Annotated in this window: 17 protein-coding genes and 2 tRNA genes; 3 read left to right on the forward strand and 16 right to left on the reverse strand. The window is 58.4% G+C overall.

The annotated features are described in order from the left end of the window. The first annotated feature begins 49 nt into the window (after window positions 1-49). From acs to AB4P90_RS24550, 3 genes are all read left to right on the forward strand, one after another. Window positions 50-1,987: an acetate--CoA ligase gene (acs, locus tag AB4P90_RS24540; protein ID WP_395605435.1), complete on the forward strand. Its 1,938-nt coding sequence runs from the start codon at window positions 50-52 to the stop codon at window positions 1,985-1,987. A 92-nt stretch (window positions 1,988-2,079) separates the two neighbouring features. Next, window positions 2,080-3,096 carry a class I SAM-dependent rRNA methyltransferase gene (locus AB4P90_RS24545; RefSeq protein WP_198833218.1) on the forward strand — a complete coding sequence of 339 codons (1,017 nt, stop codon included), beginning with the start codon at window positions 2,080-2,082 and terminating at the stop codon, window positions 3,094-3,096. An 88-nt stretch (window positions 3,097-3,184) separates the two neighbouring features. Then, the gene (locus AB4P90_RS24550) at window positions 3,185-6,106 is read left to right on the forward strand and encodes a DUF748 domain-containing protein (protein ID WP_395605436.1); all 2,922 of its coding nucleotides are present in this window, start codon (window positions 3,185-3,187) and stop codon (window positions 6,104-6,106) included. Window positions 6,107-6,389: 283 nt separating this feature from the next. Here AB4P90_RS24550 and AB4P90_RS24555 read toward each other — a convergent pair whose 3' ends face one another. The 16 genes from AB4P90_RS24555 to rlmE all read right to left on the reverse strand — a co-directional run bounded on the left by AB4P90_RS24555 (window position 6,390) and on the right by rlmE (window position 22,605). Further along, complete coding sequence (locus AB4P90_RS24555) at window positions 6,390-7,010, reverse strand: BON domain-containing protein (protein WP_014719949.1); 621 nt, start codon at window positions 7,008-7,010, stop codon at window positions 6,390-6,392. Between the two features lie 294 nt (window positions 7,011-7,304). Then, window positions 7,305-9,410, reverse strand: coding sequence for a polyribonucleotide nucleotidyltransferase (gene pnp / locus AB4P90_RS24560; protein ID WP_003194180.1), 2,106 nt, complete (start codon window positions 9,408-9,410; stop codon window positions 7,305-7,307). A gap of 195 nt (window positions 9,411-9,605) precedes the next feature. After that, window positions 9,606-9,875, reverse strand: a complete 270-nt coding sequence (gene rpsO, locus AB4P90_RS24565; RefSeq protein ID WP_003177875.1) for a 30S ribosomal protein S15 — start codon at window positions 9,873-9,875, stop codon at window positions 9,606-9,608. Between the two features lie 115 nt (window positions 9,876-9,990). Further along, entirely contained in the window at window positions 9,991-10,908 is a 918-nt protein-coding gene (gene truB / locus AB4P90_RS24570) for a tRNA pseudouridine(55) synthase TruB (protein ID WP_019817949.1), read from the reverse strand. A 3-nt stretch (window positions 10,909-10,911) separates the two neighbouring features. Then, the gene (gene rbfA / locus AB4P90_RS24575; RefSeq protein ID WP_003176137.1) at window positions 10,912-11,307 is read right to left on the reverse strand and encodes a 30S ribosome-binding factor RbfA; all 396 of its coding nucleotides are present in this window, start codon (window positions 11,305-11,307) and stop codon (window positions 10,912-10,914) included. A 159-nt stretch (window positions 11,308-11,466) separates the two neighbouring features. Beyond that, complete coding sequence (infB, locus tag AB4P90_RS24580) at window positions 11,467-13,983, reverse strand: translation initiation factor IF-2 (protein WP_003194185.1); 2,517 nt, start codon at window positions 13,981-13,983, stop codon at window positions 11,467-11,469. Between the two features lie 27 nt (window positions 13,984-14,010). Continuing rightward, window positions 14,011-15,492 (reverse strand): transcription termination factor NusA, encoded by a 1,482-nt coding sequence (nusA, locus tag AB4P90_RS24585; protein ID WP_003194187.1) that lies wholly within the window; start codon window positions 15,490-15,492, stop codon window positions 14,011-14,013. 47 nt (window positions 15,493-15,539) lie between these two features. Next, on the reverse strand, window positions 15,540-15,998 hold the full coding sequence (gene rimP, locus AB4P90_RS24590) for a ribosome maturation factor RimP (RefSeq protein ID WP_032873230.1): 459 nt from the start codon (window positions 15,996-15,998) through the stop codon (window positions 15,540-15,542). 140 nt (window positions 15,999-16,138) lie between these two features. Next, a tRNA-Met gene (locus tag AB4P90_RS24595) sits at window positions 16,139-16,215 on the reverse strand. 96 nt (window positions 16,216-16,311) lie between these two features. Next, window positions 16,312-16,397 (reverse strand) — tRNA-Leu (locus AB4P90_RS24600). A gap of 22 nt (window positions 16,398-16,419) precedes the next feature. Further along, window positions 16,420-16,803 (reverse strand): preprotein translocase subunit SecG, encoded by a 384-nt coding sequence (gene secG, locus AB4P90_RS24605; protein WP_003194191.1) that lies wholly within the window; start codon window positions 16,801-16,803, stop codon window positions 16,420-16,422. Window positions 16,804-16,807: 4 nt separating this feature from the next. Further along, window positions 16,808-17,563: a triose-phosphate isomerase gene (gene tpiA, locus AB4P90_RS24610; RefSeq protein ID WP_003194193.1), complete on the reverse strand. Its 756-nt coding sequence runs from the start codon at window positions 17,561-17,563 to the stop codon at window positions 16,808-16,810. A 66-nt stretch (window positions 17,564-17,629) separates the two neighbouring features. Further along, window positions 17,630-18,967, reverse strand: a complete 1,338-nt coding sequence (glmM, locus tag AB4P90_RS24615; RefSeq protein ID WP_003194195.1) for a phosphoglucosamine mutase — start codon at window positions 18,965-18,967, stop codon at window positions 17,630-17,632. Window positions 18,968-18,983: 16 nt separating this feature from the next. Then, complete coding sequence (gene folP / locus AB4P90_RS24620) at window positions 18,984-19,835, reverse strand: dihydropteroate synthase (protein WP_198833217.1); 852 nt, start codon at window positions 19,833-19,835, stop codon at window positions 18,984-18,986. Between the two features lie 8 nt (window positions 19,836-19,843). Beyond that, complete coding sequence (gene ftsH, locus AB4P90_RS24625; protein WP_019817951.1) at window positions 19,844-21,754, reverse strand: ATP-dependent zinc metalloprotease FtsH; 1,911 nt, start codon at window positions 21,752-21,754, stop codon at window positions 19,844-19,846. 200 nt (window positions 21,755-21,954) lie between these two features. Further along, the gene (rlmE, locus tag AB4P90_RS24630; RefSeq protein ID WP_014719954.1) at window positions 21,955-22,605 is read right to left on the reverse strand and encodes a 23S rRNA (uridine(2552)-2'-O)-methyltransferase RlmE; all 651 of its coding nucleotides are present in this window, start codon (window positions 22,603-22,605) and stop codon (window positions 21,955-21,957) included. Between the last annotated feature and the right edge of the window lie 104 nt (window positions 22,606-22,709).

Raw genomic sequence — 22,709 nt, forward strand, 5'->3', positions numbered from 1 at the left:
CAGGGTGCATCTTTATGACTTGTCGCAAAAACAAGAATAAGGAGCGCTCATGTTCGATATCAGCACCTTTCCCACCGCCGATGCCGTCCGCCGGGCTGCGCAGCTCAGTCAAGAGGACTACCAGCGCCTCTATCGCCAATCCATCGACCAGCCAGACACCTTCTGGGCCGAACAGGCCAAGGGCTTTCTCGACTGGATAAAACCCTGGCACAGCGTCCAGCAGTCAGACATCCACACCGGTGCCGCCCAATGGTTTGCCGGTGGCCAGTTGAACGTCAGCTACAACTGCATCGACCGCCATCTGGCGCAACGCGCCGATCAGCCGGCTTTCATCTGGGAAGGCGATGACCCGTCAACATCCTGCACGATTACTTACCGTCAACTGCACCAAAACGTCAGCCGCCTGGCCAATGTGTTGAAAAGCCGTGGCGTGAACAAAGGTGATCGCGTGTGCATCTATATGCCGATGATCCCCGAGGCGGCGTACGCCATGCTGGCCTGCACGCGAATTGGCGCAGTGCACTCGGTGGTGTTTGGTGGTTTCTCTCCTGACGCCCTGCGCGACCGCATCCTCGACGCCGATTGCCGCATCGTGATCACCGCCGACGAAGGCATACGCGGTGGCAAGCCCGTGGCGCTGAAACAGAACGTCGACAAGGCCCTGGCCAGTTGCCCGAATGTCAGCACGGTACTGGTGGTGGAGCGCACCGGGGCGGGCGTGAATTGGCACGAGGGCCGCGACCTCAAATACCAAGCCGCCCTGGACGCCGCCAGCGACAACTGCCCACCCGAGCCGATGGACGCCGAAGACCCGCTGTTTATCCTGTATACCTCCGGCAGCACCGGCAAACCCAAAGGCGTGTTGCACACCACCGCTGGCTACCTGCTGCAAGCGGCGATGACCTTCAAGTACGTGCTCGATTACCAAGAAGGCGAAGTGTTCTGGTGCACCGCCGACGTGGGCTGGGTCACCGGCCACAGCTATATCGTTTATGGCCCGCTGGCCAATGGCGCCACCTCGCTGATGTTCGAAGGCGTGCCGAGTTATCCGGACAGTTCGCGCTTCTGGCAGGTCATCGATAAACACCAGGTGAATATCTTCTACACAGCGCCCACCGCCCTGCGCGCCCTGATGCGCGAAGGCCACGGCCCGCTGCAGAGTACATCGCGCGCCAGCCTGCGCCTGCTGGGCAGCGTAGGTGAGCCGATCAACCCGGAAGCCTGGGACTGGTATTTCAACGCCGTCGGCGAACAGCGCTGCCCGATTGTTGATACCTGGTGGCAGACCGAAACCGGCGGCATCATGCTCAGCCCGCTGGTCAGCGCCCAGCGCATCAAACCGGGCTGCGCGACACAGCCCATGTTCGGCGTACAACCGGTGTTGCTTGATGAACAAGGCAAGGAAATCAGCGGCGCCGGCAGCGGTGTACTCGCCATCAAATCAAGCTGGCCGGGGCAGATTCGCAGCGTCTACGGCGACCCGCAGCGCATGATCGACACCTACTTCAAACCCTACCCCGGCTACTACTTCACCGGGGATGGCGCACGGCGCGATGAAGACGGCGACTACTGGATCACCGGGCGGATCGACGATGTGATCAACGTGTCCGGCCATCGCATCGGCACCGCCGAGGTGGAAAGTGCTCTGGTGCTGCATGATCAGGTCGCCGAAGCCGCGGTGGTGGGCTACCCCCACGACGTCAAAGGCCAGGGCATCTACGCCTTTGTCACCCCCATGAATGGCGTCGAACCCAGCGACGCGTTGAAAAAGCACCTGCTGGAGTTGGTCAGCAAGGAGATTGGCAGCTTCGCCAAACCGGAGTTGATCCAATGGGCCCCTGCCCTGCCGAAAACCCGCTCCGGCAAGATCATGCGACGCATCTTGCGCAAGATCGCCTGTAACGAACTGGACAGCCTGGGCGACACCTCGACCCTGGCCGACCCCAGCGTGGTGGACGGTTTGATCGACAAACGCCTCAACCGGTAGGGCCAGGATAATCCCCGGCCTGTGCAGGCCGGGGTTAGCTGTTAAACTTCGCGCCCCCTTTTTCTTATTCATCTGCAAGCAAGGCGCGCTCCATGACTCCCTTGAATCAGGCGCTGCGCGCCGCCCTCGATCACCGCCAAGACCTGATCAACACGCTGCACGCCCAGGGTACGGACTGCTATCGGCTTTTTCACGGCAGCCAGGAAGGCGCCGGGGGCTTGACCATCGACCGCTACGGCCCGCAATTGCTGGTACAAAGCTTCCATCAGTCCCTGGAAACCGCAGACCTGCTGGACTTACACCAACTGATCAACCAATACATGGGCCTGGAATTGTTGCTGGTGTACAACGACCGTGCCCGCGGCAACTCGCGCATCGACCGCGAAGACACGGTGTACCGCGCCGAGCCTGGCGCATTGGAAGACCTGGTCGGCCACGAGTGGGGCCTCAATTACCGTGTGCGTGGGCGCCACGCCGGGCAAGACCCGCTGCTGTTCCTCGACCTGCGCAACACCCGGGGCTGGGTCAAGGACCACAGCGCCGGCAAAAGCGTGCTGAACCTGTTCGCCTACACCTGTGGGGTAGGTTTGAGCGCAGCGGCGGGGGGCGCACGGGAAGTGTGCAACCTGGATTTTGCCGAGGGCAACCTGGCGGTGGGGCGTGAAAACGGCCAGCTCAACCCGCAGTTGCCTAGCATGGAGTTTGTACAGTCCGATTACTTCCCGGCGATTCGCCAACTGGCGGGCCTGCCGATCACCCAGCGTCGCGGGCAGAAGCTGCCGAGCTATCCGCGCCTGGAACAGCGCCAGTACGACCTGGTACTGCTCGATCCTCCCGCCTGGGCCAAGAGCGCTTTCGGCACCGTCGATTTGTTGCGCGACTATCAAAGCCTGCTCAAACCCGCACTGCTGGCCACCGCCGATAATGGCGTACTGATTTGCTGCAACAACCTGGCAAAAGTCAGCATGGAGGACTGGCGTGAGCAGGTGCTGCGCTGCGCGGAAAAAGCCGGGCGCCCGGTACGCGAGTGGCACGTGATGACACCTGGGGCCGACTTTCCTTCCAGGGATCAACAGCCCCCGTTGAAGACCCTGATCCTGCATTTGTAGGAAGTTTCCCAGCGCCCACGGTTCTTCGGAACCGAATTCCCGTGCCATACTCCAAGGCACTCTCGTTCGACATAGATGGCGTTCACCCATGCCCAAAGGATTGATCCGCGCCGTAGGCGCCTTGTTGACCGCCCTTGCTTTGTACAGCTTGCTGGGCTTTCTGATATTACCCGGCATCGCCCTTCGCATTGCCAACCAACAGTTGGCCAATTACGCCACGGTGCCGTCGCGAATCGAGCGCATCGAGCTCAACCCCTTCAGCCTGGAACTGACGCTGTGGGGCCTGAAGATCGGTGAGCCAGGCAAAGAGCAAGTAGGTTTCGAACGCCTCTACGCCAACCTGCAGATCGACAGCCTCTGGACCCGCGCCCTGCACCTGGCTGATGTGCAACTGGACAAGCCCAAGACCGAACTGCTGTTCGACAAGTCCGGCCAACTGAACCTGGCGCAGTTGTTCAAACTGCCGCCGAGCGAGCCAACCCCGGCCGATCCTGATGCCAAGCCGTTCCCACTGCGTATCGACAGCATCAAGCTGGCCGGTGGTAACCTGCATTTCCAGGACCTGCGCCCCAGCGAGCCCATCGAATTCCTCTACGACGAACTCGACTTCGAGCTGAAAAACCTTAGCACTTTGCCCGACGACAATGCCGACATGACCCTGGTCGCCGCCGGCCCCGAAGGTGGGCAAATCGACTGGAAAGGCAACTTCAGTCTGGTACCGATCACCTCCGAAGGCACCTTGAAGGTGACCGACGGCAAGATGAAAGCCTGGTGGCCGTATGTACGTGACGCCCTGCCACTGGTGCTGGAAGACGGGGTGCTCAACTTCAGCACTGACTACAAATTCAGCCTGGCCAAAGAAACCGAGCTGAACCTGACCAACACCGCCGCCAGCATCGCCCCCTTTGCTATAAAGGCCCCCGATGGCCGGCCACTGGCACGCCTGGAACGCCTGGACGTCAGCGAAACCACGGTAGACCTGGCCAAGCAGCAGGTCATTATCGGCAAGATCCGCAGCAACAAGCTGGAAACCTGGGCCGCCCGTGAGGCCGATGGTCAATTGGACTGGCAGAAGCTGTTCGCCAGCCAACCGAGCAAACCGGCCAAGGCACCGGAACCAACCGCTGCCGACGCGCCGTCGGCGCAACCGGCGGCCCCGAGCAAACCGTGGCAAGTGCTGCTCAAGGATGTGCAACTGCGTAACTATCAGGTGCACCTGGCCGACCGCCAGGCTAAACCTGCGGTCGCGCTGGAACTGGGCCCGTTGAATGTCGACGTACAGAACTTCGACAGCCTCAACCAGAGCCCCTTCGCCTTGAAGGTCGACACCGGCCTGGGTAAGCAAGGCAAGATCCAGGCAACCGGCGAGGTTAACCTCAACCCGGTCAGTGCCAAGCTGAAAGTGAACACCCAGGACATCGACCTGCGGGTCGCCCAGGCCTATATCAGCCCGTTTATTCGCCTGGAATTGCGCAGCGGCATGCTCGGCAGCAACCTGGACGTAAACCTCAAAAGCACCGAGCCACTGGCCCTCCAGGTCACCGGCCGCGCCCAGGTTGACCAGTTGCATACCCTGGACACCCTGAAGACCCGCGACTTCCTCAAGTGGCAGCGCCTGGTGCTAGAGGGCGTGAACTACCAGCACGGCCAAAGCCTGTCGATCGACAAGGTCAACCTGTTGCAGCCGTATGCGCGCTTCATGATCAACGAAGATCGCACCACCAACATCGACGACCTGCTGATTCCGCAGCCGGCCGACAGTGGCAGCAAGTCGGCCGCCAAACCTGCCGCCAGTAACGACAAACCCCTGGGCATTCATATCGGGCAGATCGCGATCAACGACGGTTCGGCCAACTTTGCCGACTTCAGCCTCACACCCAACTTTGCCACCGCGATTCAACAGCTCAACGGCCAGATTGGCACCATCGACAGTCGCCAGGCCAAACCGGCCAGCGTCGATATCAAGGGCAAGGTGGACCGTTACGCGCCAGTGACGATCAAAGGCAGCGTGAACCCGTTTGATCCGATGGCCGCGCTGGACATCGCCACCAGCTTCAAGCGTGTCGAGCTGACCAACCTGACACCTTACTCAGGTAAATTCGCAGGCTTGCGCATCCGCAAGGGTCGCCTGAATCTCGATCTGCACTACGTGATCACCAAAGGCCAGTTGAAGGCTGAAAACAAAGTGGTGGTCGAGCAACTGCAGTTGGGTGAAAAAGTCGACAGCTCCGATGCCGTGGACTTACCGATTCGCCTGGCTGTCGCCCTGCTCAAGGACTCCGACGGCAAGATCTCCATCGAACTGCCAGTAAGCGGCGACCTGAACAACCCGCAATTCAGCGTGATGCCGATTGTGTGGCAGACCCTGCGCAACCTCGTGGTACGCGCGGCAACCGCGCCCTTCAAGTTCATTGGCGGGCTGGTCACCGGTGGTGGCTCTGAAGACCTGGGCAATGTGTCGTTCGCCGCAGGCTCCAGTGAGCTGAACAAAGACGCCGAAGGCGCTCTGAACACCCTGGCCAAGGCGCTGAAAGAACGCCCTGCCCTGCGCCTGGAAATTGAAGGCACCGCCGCTGCCAGCAGCGACGGGCCGTTCCTGGCCGCACAACGACTTGAGCGTGAATACCAATATAACTACTACAAGATCCTCCAGCGCCGTGGCGACAAGGTCCCGGCCCAAGCCTCCCTGCTTGAAGTGCCAGAGAAGGAAAAAGCACCATTGCTGGAAGGCATCTACCGCACCCGCCTCAAACAGCAACCCCCGGCCGAATGGAAAGACCTGGGCAGCGATGAGCGCTCGGCGAAGCTCAAGGACGGTGTGATCAAGTTCTGGAGTGGCAGTGACGTGCTACTGCGCCAGTTGGGGCAGGACCGAGCCAGCACGATCAAGGATTACCTGGTAGACAAGGGCCAGTTGGAAGATGACCGCGTGTACTTCATCGATGCGCAGCTGGGGCAGGCCGAGAAAGATGGCCGGGTGATCACTCCAATGCACCTGGATGCTGAGTAACTTCTAAGCACCACCCATCCTAATGTGGGAGCTGGCTTGCCTGCGATAGCATCACCTCGGTGCAACTGAATGACCGAGGTGCCAGCATCGCAGGCAAGCCAGCTCCCACATTTTTTGACCTGATCATTCTGTTTCAGCCTGAAATAGAACAGGCCCCGACACAAGTGCCGGGGCCTGTAATGACCACATCCGTGTGGTCGGTCGCATGAACTCCAGAGGTGCGTCAGGTGGATATCTAACTCACCCTAAGCCGCCGCTATTCAGTCCAGACGAAACGTCAACGTTACTCTGCTTTCAGGCCATCGGCCGAGACAGCTTTAACGCCTTTGATCTTCTTGGTAATCGCTACAGCCGTTTCTTTCTGCGAAGCGGTCACAGCGGTAGGCGACGACAGGGATACAACACCTTTGTTGGTTTCAACCTTGATGTCGGTGCCAGGAATGCCTTTTTCAGTGACCAGGTCAGCCTTCACTTTGGTAGTGATCCAGGTATCGCTGGTGGTCTCTTTAGCGTCGTGGGCAGCGCCTTTGGTTTTGTCGATGCCGTCAGCTTTGGTAGCACCGCCAGCCAGCAGGCCGTCAGCAGAAACCGCGGTCACACCTTTGATTTTCTTGGTGATGGCTACAGCAGTAGCTTTCTGCGAATCCGAGACTGCTACGTCGGAGGACAGGGAAACCACACCTTTGTTGGTCTCAACCTTGATGTCCGAACCTGGAATGCCTTTTTCGGTCAGCAGGTCAGCTTTGACTTTAGTGGTGATCCAAGTATCCGAAACGCTTTCCTTAGCCTTGGTCGCTTCACCGGCCGCCAAAGTCATAGGGGCTTGGGAAGTCTGAGCAAAGGCTACGTTAGCACCCATGGCCAGGGTCAGAGCGGTAGCAGTAGCGAGAGCGAACTTCTTCATACGAGTAACTCCTGTTTTATTAAAAGTCTGCAGGCGTAAACCTTCATGCTGCAGCGCTACCAGGGATATTGCAGACAGTGTGCCAACTCGCTGAACAGATTAAATCCCTTATTAAACAATGAGTTATGAAAAGCATAAATTTTCGAAATCGTGCAACTTGCATGAAGCTCATCGTGCCTGCATGCAAGTTGCGGCTTTTGGGCGGCGCTAAACAGCTGATTCTGCTTCATTTTCTCGCGCCCATAAAAAAAGGACTCCGAGGAGTCCTTTTTTCAGCGTGAAGCCTGCGGGTGATTAAACGCCCGAAGCCTTGGCTGCTGCTACGTCCTTGATGGACAGCTTGATACGGCCGCGGTTGTCCACGTCCAGTACCAGCACTTCCACTTCCTGGCCTTCTTTCAGAATGTCGGTCACTTTCTCAACGCGAGCATCGCTCAGCATGGAGATGTGAACCAGACCGTCTTTGCCCGGGAGGATGTTGACGAACGCGCCGAAGTCGACGATGCGCTCAACCTTGCCGACGTAGATCTTGCCGATCTCGGCCTCAGCAGTGATACCCAGTACGCGCTGGCGTGCTGCTTCAGCCGCTTCCTTGGTTTCGCCGAAGATCTTGATCGAACCGTCGTCTTCGATGTCGATCGAAGCCTTGGTTTCTTCACAGATCGCACGGATGGTCGCGCCGCCTTTACCGATGACATCACGGATTTTGTCGGTGTCGATTTTCATCGCGATCATGGTCGGAGCATTTTCCGACAGTTCAGTGCGGGACTGACCAATGATCTGGTTCATCTGGCCGAGGATGTTCAGGCGCGCTTCCAGGGCTTGGCCCAGGGCGATTTCCATGATCTCTTCGGTGATGCCCTTGATCTTGATGTCCATCTGCAGCGCGGTCACACCTTTGGCGGTACCGGCTACTTTGAAGTCCATGTCGCCCAGGTGGTCTTCGTCACCCAGGATGTCGGTCAGGATGGCGAACTTCTCGCCTTCTTTAACCAGGCCCATGGCGATACCGGCAACCGGTGCCTTCATTGGCACACCGGCGTCCATCAGCGCCAGGGAAGCACCGCAGACCGAAGCCATGGAGCTGGAACCGTTGGACTCGGTGATTTCCGATACAACACGGATGGTGTACGGGAACACGTCAGCGGCAGGCAGCATGGCCTGAACCGAACGACGAGCCAGACGGCCGTGACCGATTTCACGACGACCCGCGCCGCCCATACGACCACACTCGCCCACCGAGAACGGAGGGAAGTTGTAGTGCAGCATGAAGGGGTCTTTTTTCTCGCCTTCCAGGGTGTCCAGCAGTTGTGCGTCGCGGGCAGTACCCAGGGTCGCAACGACCAGGGCCTGGGTTTCGCCACGGGTGAACAGCGCCGAACCGTGAGTCTTCGGCAGTACGCCGACTTCGATGTTCAGCGGACGCACGGTGCGGGTGTCGCGACCGTCGATACGTGGCTTGCCGTTAACGATGTTTTCGCGAACGGTGCGGTATTCGATCTCACCGAAAGCAGCTTTGACTTCGCTGGAGGAAGGCTGGCCTTCTTCGCCGGACAGCTTGGCGACGACCTGGTCCTTCAGCTCACCCAGGCGAGCGTAGCGGTCGGCCTTGACGGTGATGGTGTAGGCGTCGGAGATGGCAGCGCCGAACTCGGAGCGGATAGCGCCCAGCAGTTCGGTGGCTTCCGGGGCAGCAGCCCAGGTCCAGGTCGGCTTGGCAGCTTCGGCAGCCAGTTCTTTAACCGCGTTGATCACAACCTGGAACTCGTCGTGAGCAAACAGTACGGCACCCAGCATCTGGTCTTCGGTCAGCTCTTTGGCTTCCGATTCAACCATCAATACGGCTTCGGACGTACCGGCAACGACCATGTCCAGGCTCGAGGCTTTCTGTTGCTCGTAAGTCGGGTTCAGCAGGTAGCCGGTGCTTTCGTGGAACGCAACGCGGGCAGCGCCGATCGGGCCATCGAAAGGAATACCGGAGATGGCCAGGGCAGCCGAGGTACCGATCATCGCAGCGATGTCCGGATCGGTCTTCTTGCTGGTGGAAACGACGGTGCAGACAACCTGCACTTCGTTCATGAAGCCTTCTGGGAACAGCGGACGGATCGGACGGTCGATCAGTCGGGAAGTCAGGGTTTCTTTCTCGGAAGGACGGCCTTCGCGCTTGAAGAAACCGCCAGGGATCTTACCGGCAGCGTAAGTCTTTTCCTGGTAGTGAACGGACAGAGGGAAGAAGCCCTTGCTCGGGTCAGCGGTCTTGGCGCCAACAACGGTCACCAGTACGGTCACGTCGTCGTCAACGGTAACCAGCACTGCGCCGGAGGCTTGACGGGCGATACGGCCTGTCTCGAGGGTAACGGTCGACTGACCGAACTGGAATTTTTTGATAACCGGGTTCACGGTGTCCTACCTTCTTTGTGGCTCTTGGGGGAACTTGTCTTCTTGCGAAATTCTTGGGCAATGCCGGGAATCGGCCCGACGCTCGTCCAGGGTAAAACGTGTATCCAGATAAAACTTGAGGCTGGGAGCCTACCACGGGCCAACGGGAATCCCGATGACACGCGGCAGACAACCAACCTCTAGCGCAATCGCTTATTAGCGACGCAGACCCAGGCGACCGATCAGAGTCTGATAACGACCCAGATCCTTGCCTTTCAGGTAGTCCAGCAGCTTACGGCGCTGGTTTACCATGCGGATCAGACCACGACGGGAGTGGTGGTCTTTACCGTTGGCCTTGAAGTGACCTTGCAGTTTGTTGATGTTGTGGGTCAGCAGTGCAACTTGCACTTCTGGCGAACCAGTGTCACCAACAGCTTGCTGATAGTCAGCTACGATTTGTGCTTTTTCTTGAACGTCGAGAGCCATGAGGCAATCCTTTTTTCAGGAAACCACCCAAAGGGCAGTTTCAACAGGCCAGGGACAAATCCCTGTATCTAAAAATGAGTGTTGACCATGCCTGTTAACAGCCACACTCGTTCGGTCATTCTGACCGAATCAGCCGACGCGGCGCGATGCGCCCGTCTTCGCTCACTTCACCGATACCGATAAAGCGACCGTTATGATCCTGTACTCGCACCATGCCGAACTTCGGGGCATCCGGGGCGCGTACCGGCTGGCCGTTGAGCCAGTAGAACGCGCTGTGCTCCGAGAAGTGCAGCAGCGGCCAATCGAGCAAACCGCTGTCCGATGGCATGAGGAAGCGATCAACCGCTTCATTGCCGCCCTCGGCGTGTACCGCTTCCAACTCTTCCAGCGTGACCGTCTGGGCCAGGCTGAAAGGCCCGGCCTGGGTGCGTCGCAGTTCTGCAACGTACGCGCCGCAACCGAGCTTTTCACCAATATCTTCCACCAGGGTACGGATATAGGTGCCTTTGCTGCAGTCCACGGCCAAACGGGCAGTGTCGCCTTCACAAGCGAGCAATTCCAAGCGCGCAATAGTAACAGAACGCGGTTCGCGCTCCACTACTTCGCCCGCACGTGCCAGCTTGTAAAGTGGCTGGCCATCGCGCTTGAGTGCCGAGTACATCGGCGGTATCTGACTGATTTGCCCACGAAAAGCGGGTAAAGCAGCTTCAATATCCGCACGACCAACGGTCACGTCGCGAACCCGCAAAACATCACCTTCGGCATCCGCCGTGGTGGTAGTCTTGCCCAGTTGCATCAGGGTTTCGTAACCCTTGTCGGAATCAAGCAGGTATTGCGAAAACTTGGTGGCCTCGCCAAAGCACAACGGCAATACACCGGTGGCCAATGGATCAAGGCTGCCGGTATGCCCGGCCTTCTCGGCGTTGAGCAGCCAGCGAACCTTCTGCAACGCGGCATTGGAGGTAAAGCCAATGGGTTTGTCGAGCAGAATGATGCCACTGACGTTGCGACGAATACGTTTGACCTGAGCCACCGCTTACTCCTTGGCGTCTTCAGGTGTGGACGGATGCTGGCTGTCTTCAGCCACGGCGCGCTCGATCAGGGCCGACAGGTGCGCGCCACGCACGACGCTTTCGTCGTAGTGGAAGTGCAACTGTGGAACGCTGCGCAGCTTCATTTCACGGGCCAACTGCATACGCAGGAAACCTGCAGCAGAGTTGAGCACCTTGATGCTTTGCGCGATTTCTTCGCTGTTGTCCTGCCCCATTACGGTGATGAAGATCTTGGCGTGACCCACGTCACGGCTCACTTCAACAGCGGTAATGGTGACCAGGCCAACGCGTGGGTCTTTGACTTCGCGGCGGATCAGTTGGGCCAGCTCACGCTGCATCTGATCGCCAATACGCTGGGTACGGCTGTATTCTTTTGCCATGTCTTGTTACCTGTTACTGCCACACGGTGAAACCCGTGGGGTCTGAAAGCGGCAAACGCCCGGCCTGACAAAAGCCAGACCGGGCGTTGCGTTTAGAGTCCTGACGCTACACGGGGCATCTGCATGCCCACACGCTGCGCGGCTCCTGAAGTGCGCGAGTTAGAGGCTGCGAGCAACCTGAACCTTCTCGAAGACTTCGATCTTGTCGCCAACCTTGACGTCGTTGTAGCTCTTGACGCCGATACCGCATTCCATGCCGGCACGTACTTCGGCAGCGTCATCCTTGAAGCGGCGCAGGGATTCCAGCTCGCCTTCGAAGATAACGATGTCTTCACGCAGTACACGGATTGGACGGTTACGGTACACAGTGCCTTCAACCACCATACAGCCGGCAATCGCGCCGAATTTCGGCGAGCGGAACACGTCACGCACCTCGGCGATACCCAGGATGTTCTCCCGGACGTCACTGCCAAGCATGCCGGTAAGGGCCTTCTTGACGTCTTCGATGATGTCGTAGATGACGTTGTAGTAACGCATGTCCAGGCCTTCCTGCTCGACGATCTTGCGAGCGCCAGCATCGGCACGCACGTTGAAGCCGAACAGTACAGCGTTGGAAGCCAGTGCCAGGTTGGCGTCGGATTCGGTGATACCACCGACACCGCCACCGACAACGCGCACTTGCACTTCGTCGTTACCCAGGCCGTTCAAGGCGCCGTTCAACGCTTCGAGGGAACCACGAACGTCAGACTTGAGGACGATGTTAAGCGTCTTCTTCTCTTCCTGGCCCATGTTCTCGAAGATGTTTTCCAGCTTGCCGGCGTGAGCACGGGCCAGCTTGACCTCGCGGAACTTGCCTTGACGGAACAGAGCCACTTCACGGGCTTTCTTCTCATCAGCCACTACGCTCATCTCGTCGCCAGCGTCCGGCGTACCGTCCAGGCCGAGAATCTCGACTGGGATAGCAGGACCTGCTTCCTTGATTGGCTTGCCGTTCTCGTCGAGCATGGCACGTACACGGCCGTAGTTCGAACCGACCAGTACCATGTCGCCTTGGCGCAGGGTACCGTCTTGGACCAGCACGGTGGCAACCGGGCCACGGCCCTTGTCGAGACGGGACTCAACCACGACGCCACGGCCAGGAGCCGATGGAGTAGCGGTCAGTTCCAGGACTTCGGCTTGCAACAGGACCGCTTCGAGCAGTTCGTCAACGCCGGTACCCATTTTCGCCGAGACCGATACGAATGGCGTCTCGCCACCCCATTCCTCGGACGTCACGCCGTGAACCGACAGTTCGCTACGGATGCGATCGAGATCGGCGCCCGGCTTGTCGATTTTGTTCACGGCAACGACCAGAGGAACACCGGCAGCCTTGGCGTGCTGGACAGCTTCAATGGTCTGCGGCATTACGCCGTCGTCCGCTGCAACCACCAGGATCACGATGTCGGTCGCCTTGGCACCACGGGCACGCATTGCGGTAAACGCGGCGTGACCAGGGGTGTCGAGGAAGGTGACCATGCCGCGTTCGGTTTCAACGTGGTATGCACCGATGTGCTGGGTAATACCACCGGCTTCGCCTGCGGCAACCTTGGCACGACGGATGTAGTCGAGCAGGGAAGTCTTACCGTGGTCAACGTGGCCCATTACGGTCACAACCGGCGCACGGGAAACTGCCTCGCCTTCAAACTTCAGGGACTCGGCCAGGGAATCTTCCAGGGCGGTGTCGCTGACCAGGGTCACTTTGTGGCCCAGCTCTTCAGCAACCAACTGGGCAGTTTCCTGGTCCAGTACCTGGTTGATGGTGGCCGGAGTGCCCAGCTTGAACATGAACTTGATGATTTCAGCAGCCTTGACCGACATCTGCTGGGCCAGATCGCCCACAGTGATGGTCTCGCCGATCTTCACTTCACGCACGACAGGGCCGGTTGGGCTCTGGAAACCGTGGGCGTTGCGCTTCTTCAGCTTGGCCTTGCCGCGACCACCACGACGGAAGCCATCGCTTTCTTCGTCGGTGGTACGTGGGGCAACGCGTGGCGCAGGCGCTTTCTCTTTGACCGAGGCGCGGTGCGGAGCGTTTTTACGCTCGCCATCGCCACCACCACCGCGACGATTGTTGTCGTCAGCACGTGGTTTGTCCGGACGACGAGGCTCGTCGCGCTTGCGGGCGTCTGCTGCAGGAGCAGGTGCGGCGGCAGCCGGGGCAGCCTCACGCACAGCTTCAACAGGGGCGGCGACCGCGTCAGTGGCAGCAGGTTGCGCAGCAGCAGGCTGGCGACGCGCTTCTTCTTCGGCGCGACGCTTGGCTTCTTCTTCAGCCTTCTGACGTGCAGCATTTTCTACTGCGCGACGTTCTTCCAGCTCGCGTTTGCGCTCGGCTTCGATTTCTTCCGGGCTGCGCTGTACGAAGACTTTCTTCTTGCGTACTTCAACGCTGATGCTCTTGCTACCTGCAACCCGCAGGGTGCTGGTGGTTTTGCGCTGCAATGTAATCTTGCGCGGTTCTTCCACTTTCGCCTTGTGGCTGCTCTTCAAGTGAGTCAGCAAAGACTGCTTCTCACTATCGCTCACACCTTCATCGGCGGCGGTGTGCGGCAGACCTGCCTCACGCATCTGCTGCAACAGGCGCTCTACCGGTGTTTTGACCTCATCGGCCAGTTGTTTCACCGTGACTTGCGTCATGCACTTCTCTCCTCAGGCCGCGCCTAATTACTCGAACCAATGGGCTCGGGCGGCCATGATCAACTTGCCGGCACGATCTTCGTCAATGCCGTCGATGTCGAGCAGATCGTCAATAGACTGCTCGGCCAGGTCTTCGCGGGTAATTACGCCGCGCACCGCCAGTTCCATCGCCAAATCCTTGTCCATACCCTCAAGCGAGAGCAGGTCTTCGGCCGGATGGGCGTCTGCCAGCTTTTCCTCAGTAGCGATGGCTTTAGTCAACAAACGATCCTTGGCCCGAGCGCGGAGCTCGTTGACGATATCCTCGTCAAAGCCGTCGATGTTGAGCATTTCTTCCAACGGTACGTAGGCAATCTCTTCCAGGCTGGTGAAGCCTTCATCTACCAGCACCTGTGCCAGTTCTTCATCGACTTCCAACTCTTCGATGAAGTTGCGCAGGATGTCACCGGTTTCAGCTTGCTGCTTAGCCTGGATGTCCGATTCGGTCATCACGTTCAGGGTCCAGCCGGTCAGTTGGCTGGCCAGACGCACGTTCTGACCACCACGACCAATGGCCTGAGCCAGATTGTCTGCGCCAACGGCGATGTCCATTGCATGGGCATCTTCGTCAACGATAATTGCCGCCACTTCAGCTGGCGACATGGCGTTGATCACGAACTGCGCGGGGTTATCGTCCCACAGGACGATGTCCACACGCTCACCGCCCAATTCTCCCGACACTGCCTGGACGCGCGAACCGCGCATACCGATGCAAGCGCCTTGCGGGTCGATGCGTTTGTCCTTGGAGCGGACCGCGATCTTGGCACGCGAACCCGGGTCACGGGACGCAGCCATCACTTCGATCAGGCCTTCGGCGATTTCCGGCACTTCGATACGGAACAGCTCGATCAGCATTTCCGGCGCGGTACGCGACAGGATCAACTGCGGGCCGCGGTTCTCGGTGCGGATTTCCTTGAGCAGCGCACGCAGACGCACGCCGACACGGAAGGTTTCGCGAGAGATGATGTCTTCGCGGGCCAGCAACGCTTCGGCGTTGTTGCCCAGGTCGACGATCACGTTGTCGCGGGTAACTTTTTTCACGGTGCCAGAGATGATTTCACCCAGGCGTTCGCGATAGGCGTCAACGACTTGAGCGCGCTCGGCTTCGCGAACCTTCTGCACAATGACCTGCTTGGCGGTCTGTGCAGCAATACGGCCGAATTCGATCGACTCGATCTTTTCTTCGACAACATCGCCAACCTGAGCGCCCGGATGCGTTTGCGCAACCTTGCTTGGCCAGGTTTCGATGGCCGGATCATCAAGATCGTCCTCTTCGACCACCGTCCAGCGACGGAAAGTCTCATAGGCACCGGTGTGGCGGTTGATTTCCACACGCAGATCTACTTCGTCTTCAAAACGTTTCTTGGTAGCAGTGGCCAGGGCCAGCTCCAACGCTTCAAAAATCACGCTTGCCGGTACACCCTTTTCATTGGATACCGACTCAACAACCAGCAGTACTTCTTTGCTCATCGTACGCCTCGCCTTTCGCAAGCCATTGGATCCGCGGGATCCGCGTCTCAGTCAAAACTGGGAATAATGTTGGCCTTGTCGATCATATCGATCGGCAACAGGAACTCGTGGTCTTCTACCTGCACCACGACATCCTGCTCTTCTACACCGCGCAGAAGGCCCTGAAAGTTGCGTCGCCCTTCAAAGGGGGAGCGCAGCTTGATCTTCACTTGTTCACCGGCATATTTAGCAAACTGCTCGATAGTGAACAGTGGGCGTTCCATGCCTGGCGAGGAAACTTCAAGGGTGTATTCAACGGAGATTGGATCTTCAACATCCAGCACACCGCTGATCTGACGGCTGACAATGGCACAATCGTCCACCAGCACACCGCCCTCTTTATCGATATAAACGCGCAACATTGAGTGGCGACCTTGAGCCGAAAACTCAATACCCCAGCATTCATAGCCTAGGGCCACGACCACCGGGGCCAACAAGGCCTGCAACTCTTCTAGCTTGCTCGACACCTGAACCCCCTCGTGCATGTATGTGCATGCTGTGCAAAATAAAAAAATGGGCGAAACGCCCATCCTTGAAACGCCGTCGAACAGCGGCGTTGAAAGTGTCCAGCTAACAAAAAGCCCCTTAAAAGGGGCTCCGCTAAAACTGGTTGCGGGGGCCGGATTTGAACCGACGACCTTCGGGTTATGAGCCCGACGAGCTACCAGACTGCTCCACCCCGCGACAAAGCTGGGGCGGAAGTATACGACCGATCCCTTACAGGGTCAATGTAACCTTCCACCTACAAGAAAGCCCGCAACAGCGGGCTCTCCTGATAATTGGTACCGAGAAGGGGACTCGAACCCCTACACCCTATGGGCACAACCACCTCAAGGTTGCGTGTCTACCAATTCCACCACCTCGGCAATACAGCGCTTACAACCCTTCTTACTTCTGCTCTTGAGCTGGAGGTACGTCAGTCGCTGGAGTAGCCGACTTTTGCTCTTGAAGCACCGGGACATCATCAGAAGCCGGTTTTGCTTTTGGAACTTCCAACACTGCTGGGTTTGGCAAACCTACTTGAGTCAGCACATGAGCTTTCTCTTTAGCAAAGTAACCTAACCCTAAGCTGGTTATGAAGAAACCTGCGGCAAGTATAGCAGTAAACTTACTAAGAAAGGTAGAGGAACCTTGGCTTCCGAACACAGTATTTGAAGCACCTGCACCGAAAGACGCACCAGCATCCGCACCTTTACCCTGTTGCAACAAAACCAGAGCAACTACGCTCAGGGCAGCCAACAGATGAAAAACGACTACGACTGTTTCCAGCATTTTTTCAGTTTCCCGCGGCGCGACAGATCGCACCGAACTCATCTGCATTCAGGGAAGCTCCACCAATGAGCCCCCCATCGATATCCGGCATGCCGAACAGTTCGACCGCATTGGCCGCCTTCACGCTGCCGCCGTATAGAAGCCGCACACCTTGTGCGACTTCAGAATTCTCTGCCGCCAACTGCGCGCGGATGGCTGCGTGCACATCCTGCGCCTGTTGCGGTGTAGCAGTCAGCCCGGTGCCAATGGCCCAGACCGGCTCGTAAGCAATAACTGCCTTTGCAAATGCACCAACACCCAGCTCCTCGATGATGCTGCCCAGCTGACGCGAGACAACTTCAAGAGTCTTGCCCGATTCGCGCTGCTCAAGGGTCTCCCCTATGCACAACACCGGAATCAAGCCACAAGCCTGTGCTGCGGCGAACTTGCGGTTGAGCGTCCCATCCCGCTCGCCCATCATCTGGCGACGCTCGGAGTGCCCGACAAGCACATAGGAACAACCCGCATCAACCAGCTGACTCGGCGAAATCTCGCCGGTCAACGCACCTTGCATCGGCTCTACCGCAGAGTTCTGCGCGCCGACCTGAATCGACTTGCCCTTCAAGCCATCAACCACTTGGTTGATATGCAAGCAAGGCGGGAACACCGCGACGTCAACACCGCTAGGCAAGGCCAAGTGACGAAGGCCGTTGATCAGCTCAGCGACACTGGCGCGGGTACCGTGCATCTTCCAGTTACCAGCTACCATAGTGCGACGCATGCTGTACCCCGTCGGTCAAAGTGGGCGCAGATGTTACCCAACCACATCATCACTGGCAAGCCGAATTCAGGCGCAAACTTCAGTTACCAGTTTTGCCAGGTCTTCGGCATGGCCGCGAACCTGTGTTTCGTCCTCGCCTTCGACCATCACACGCACCAGCGGCTCTGTGCCGGACTTGCGCAGCAACACACGCCCGCGCCCCGCCATTGCCTGGGTCACGCGCTCGCAAGCCTCTTTGACAGCAGGGTGCTCGATGGGGTTTTCGCCACCGGCAAAACGCACATTGAGCAGCACTTGCGGGCACTTGCGCAGGGCTTGACGCGCCTGGGCCAGGCTCTCCTCGCGGCGACGCAGGGCCAACAGCACCTGTAGCGCGGCGATGATCGCGTCACCCGTGGTGGTGTGCTGGAAGCAGACCACGTGCCCGGAGTTCTCGCCGCCGACCAACCAGTTACGCTCCAGCAGTTCGGCGATCACGTAGCGGTCACCGACATTGGCGCGAATAAAGGGAATCCCCAGTTCTGCCAACGCCAATTCCAGCCCGAGATTACTCATCAGAGTGCCGACCACGCCACCTTGCAGCTTGTTACGCTCATGCAGGTCACGGGCAATGATGAACAACAGGTCATCACCATCCACGATCGTGCCAGTGTGATCCACCATCAGCACGCGGTCGCCATCGCCATCAAAAGCGATGCCCAGGTCCGCATGCTCAGCCAGCACAGCAGCCTGCAGCTGCTCCATGTGGGTGGAACCGCAGTTGTCGTTGATGTTCAAGCCGTTGGGCTGAGCCGACAGCACGGTAACCTGTGCACCCAGTTCCTTGAAGACGCTCGGCGCCACCTTGTAGGTCGCCCCATGGGCGCAATCGACAACAATCTTCAAGCCTGCAAAATTGGTGCTGCTCGGGACGCTGCTTTTACAGAATTCGATATAGCGGCCTGACGCGTCGTTAATGCGCGACACCTTGCCCAGCTTGCTGGACTCGACCACCGTCATCGGCGCATCCAGCAGCTCTTCGATCATCAACTCGATCTCGTCAGGCAGCTTGGTGCCCTGCCCCGAGAAAAACTTGATGCCGTTGTCATCATGAGGATTGTGGGAGGCGCTGATCACAATACCGGCTTCAGCGTGGAAGGTACGCGTCAGGTAAGCGATTGCCGGCGTGGGCATAGGCCCCAACAACATCACATCGGCCCCGGCGGCGGACAATCCGGCCTCCAGCGCAGACTCAAACATGTAGCCCGAAATACGGGTGTCCTTGCCTACCAGGATGCGACACGCGCCCATGCTGCGGAACGCCATGCCTGCCGCCCAACCCAGTTTGAGCATGAAATCAGGGGTGATCGGGAATTCGCCGACCCGACCACGAATGCCGTCGGTGCCAAAATATTTTTTAGTCATAAGTGCTCCATCATTCTTATTCGGCTGATTCTACAGCAGCGAGCATGCGCACCACATCGACCGTTTCGGCGACATCATGCACACGCAAAATACGTGCGCCCTTGGTCACGGCAAGCGCCGCAAGCGCCAGGCCGCCATACAGGCGTTCGCCGACGGGGCGATTCAAGGCGAGCCCTATCATGCTCTTGCGCGAAACGCCGACCAACAGCGGGCGACCAAGGGCGTGCAGCGCTTCCATGTGTTTGAACAGGCTTAGATTGTGCTGCAGGGTCTTGGCAAAGCCAAACCCCGGATCGAGGATGATCTGTTCGGGCGCAATACCCACAACCACACACTGGGCAACCCTCTCAGCAAGAAACCCACCCACCTCGCCAACCAGGTCGTCGTAATGCGGATTGTCCTGCATGTTGCCGGGCTCACCCAGCATATGCATGAGGCAGACAGGCAAGCCGGTTGCAGCGGCCGCATCAAGGGCGCCGTCGCGCTGAAGCGAGCGCACGTCGTTGATCAACCCAGCTCCCAGCCGCGCGGTTTCGCGCATCACTGCCGGGGTGGAGGTGTCTACCGAGATGATGACATCCAGCTCACGGGCAATACGCTCAACTACCGGCGCCACCCGCTCCAGCTCCTCCAATGGAGAAACAACGCGGGCGCCGGGGCGGGTCGATTCCCCACCCACATCAATCAGCGTCGCACCGGCAGCCACCATCGCCTCGGCATGGCGCAACGCGGCGTCCAACTGACTGAAGCGGCCACCATCGGAAAAGGAGTCAGGGGTTACATTGAGGATGCCCATGACATGCGTCCGGGCCAAATCAAGAACCCGGTTGCCGCAAGGCAACCGGGTAGAGGACAAAGCAGAAGTCATTTCAAACCTTAGTGATCAGCTGCCGGGCCGCCGATAGGCGTTTCAGGGCGCTCATTCTGCACCACAGGCGGAGTGCCCGAAGTACCCGAACCACCTTCCCAGTCGCGCGGCTCACGCGGCGTGCGGCCCGACATGATGTCGTCGATCTGGTCGGCATCGATGGTTTCGTACTTCATCAACGCATCAGCCATGGCGTCCAGCTTGTCACGGTTGTCAGTGAGGATCTGCTTGGCCGTGCCGTAGCACTGGTCAATGATGCTGCGAACCTCGGAGTCGATCAGCTTGGCTGTCTCACCCGAGAAGCTGGCGCTTTGCCCACCGCCGCCACGGCCCAGGAACACTTCGCCTTCTTCTTCGGCGTACATCAATGGGCCGAGTTTTTCCGACAAGCCCCACTTGGTCACCATGTTTCGCGCAATCTGGCTGGCACGCATGATGTCGTTGGAGGCGCCAGTGGTCACACCGTCGAAGCCAAGGGTCATTTCTTCAGCAATACGGCCACCATAAAGCGAGCAGATCTGGCTGATCAGCGCACGCTTGGAGAGGCTGTAGCGATCTTCTTCCGGCAGGAACATGGTCACACCCAGTGCCCGACCACGAGGAATGATCGACACTTTGTAGACGGGGTCATGCTCAGGCACAACGCGACCTACAATGGCGTGACCTGCCTCGTGATAAGCGGTGTTCTGCTTCTCTTTCTCGGACATGACCATGGATTTGCGCTCGGCGCCCATCATGATCTTGTCTTTCGCCAATTCGAACTCTTTCATCTCAACGATGCGCTTGCCAGTACGGGCAGCGAACAGCGAAGCCTCGTTGACCAGGTTCGCTAGATCAGCACCGGAGAAACCGGGAGTACCACGGGCGATCACAGCCGGAGCCACGTCGTCACCCATTGGCACCTTGCGCATGTGTACTTTCAGGATCTGCTCACGACCACGAATGTCCGGCAGGCCGACCACAACCTGACGGTCGAAACGGCCCGGACGCAGCAACGCAGGGTCGAGAACGTCGGGACGGTTGGTTGCGGCGATGACGATAATGCCGTCATTCATCTCGAAACCATCCATCTCTACCAGCAACTGGTTGAGGGTCTGCTCACGCTCATCGTGACCACCCCCCATGCCCGCGCCACGATGGCGACCAACGGCATCGATTTCGTCGATGAAGATGATGCATGGCGCGTGCTTCTTGGCCTGCTCGAACATATCGCGAACACGGCTGGCGCCGACGCCGACAAACATCTCGACGAAGTCAGAACCGGAAATCGTGAAGAAAGGCACCTTGGCTTCGCCGGCAATCGCCTTGGCCAGCAAGGTTTTACCGGTACCCGGAGGCCCCACCATCAGCACACCGCGAGGAATACGGCCACCCAGGCGCTGGAACTTGCCCGGATCACGCAGGAACTCGACCAACTCACCGACTTCTTCCTTGGCTTCGTCGCAACCTGCGACGTCAGCCAGGGTGGTCTTCACCTGGTCTTCGGAGAGCAGGCGCGCCTTGCTTTTGCCGAAGCTCATCGGCCCGCCCTTGCCTCCCGCACCGCCTTGCATCTGGCGCATGAAGAACATGAACACGGCGATAATCACCAGGATCGGGAAGCTGGCCACCAGGAGCTGGGTCCAGATGCTTTGCTGTTCAGGCTGCTTGCCTTCCACAACGACCTTGTTATCCACCAGGTCACCGATGAGACCGTTGTCCTGAATGGCAGGACGAATGGTCTTGAAGCTGTCGCCATCGTTGCGCTTACCGGTAATCACGTAGCCATCAACCGCTACGCGCTCGACCTTGCCATCCTTAACTTGCTGGATGAAGTCGGAATAGTTGAGGGTCTGCGGCTCGTTAGGGCTGGAGAAGTTGTTCATCACCGTCACCAGGACAGCCGCGATGATCAACCACAGGATCAGATTCTTTGCCATATCGTTCAATTAACTACCCTCTGAAGCAAGCTCCGCTACTGGCGCGCGCTTCGCATGATATTCACCGGCCTAACTTACTACATTACCTACAACTCTGGCAGGCGCCGTCTGTAACCCTTTGTGAAACTTTGACTACGCAATATTCGTAAAGCTTCGTGACGAAAGCGATATAAAAAAACCTATCGCCCTCCTCGAATTTCTCAAAAACGCTCTTCGCTCGCAGCGCCTTCGACACCGCGGAAGCCACGGCACAGCAGATACTGCTCCCTGGACCGGTCACGGGATGAGTCCGGCTTGCGTGTCTGTACCTTGTCGAACAACTTGCGAATGTTCTTGTGGTACTCGTCGAAACCTTCGCCCTGGAAGACCTTCACCAGGAAATCGCCACCCGGACGCAACACCCGACCTGCCAGATCCAGCGCCAGTTCACACAGGAACATGGCACGCGGCATATCAACAGCCGGTAATCCACTCATATTGGGGGCCATGTCGGAAATCACAAGGTCTACCTGCGAATTTCCCACAGCCTCCAGGATCTCGGCCAATACCTTGTCCTCGGTGAAATCGCCGTGAACAAAGGTCACGTCCGGGATGCTGTCCATCTCGAGGATGTCCGAAGCGATCAATCGACCTTGCCCACCAATCAGACGACTGGTCACCTGGGACCAGCCACCGGGGGCCGCGCCGAGATCGATAACGCTCATGCCTGGACGAATCAATTTGTCCTTGTCCTGGATCTCCAGCAACTTGTAGCTGGCCCGGGAACGGTAGCCGTCCTTTTGCGCCTTTTTGACGTAAGGATCATTGAAATGTTCTTGTAGCCACTTAAGGCTGGTTTTGGAACGGGCCACGGGCCACCTCGAAAAAATAAAACGGGTCGTGATTAACTGGGCGGTCCCGGACTCGCTCGGGTAAACTGGCCGCCGCTTTTTACAAGATCAGACGCAGGGGTCAG

This window comes from Pseudomonas sp. B16120 (genome assembly GCF_044218845.1).
Taxonomy (GTDB): Bacteria; Pseudomonadota; Gammaproteobacteria; order Pseudomonadales; family Pseudomonadaceae; genus Aquipseudomonas; species Aquipseudomonas paracarnis.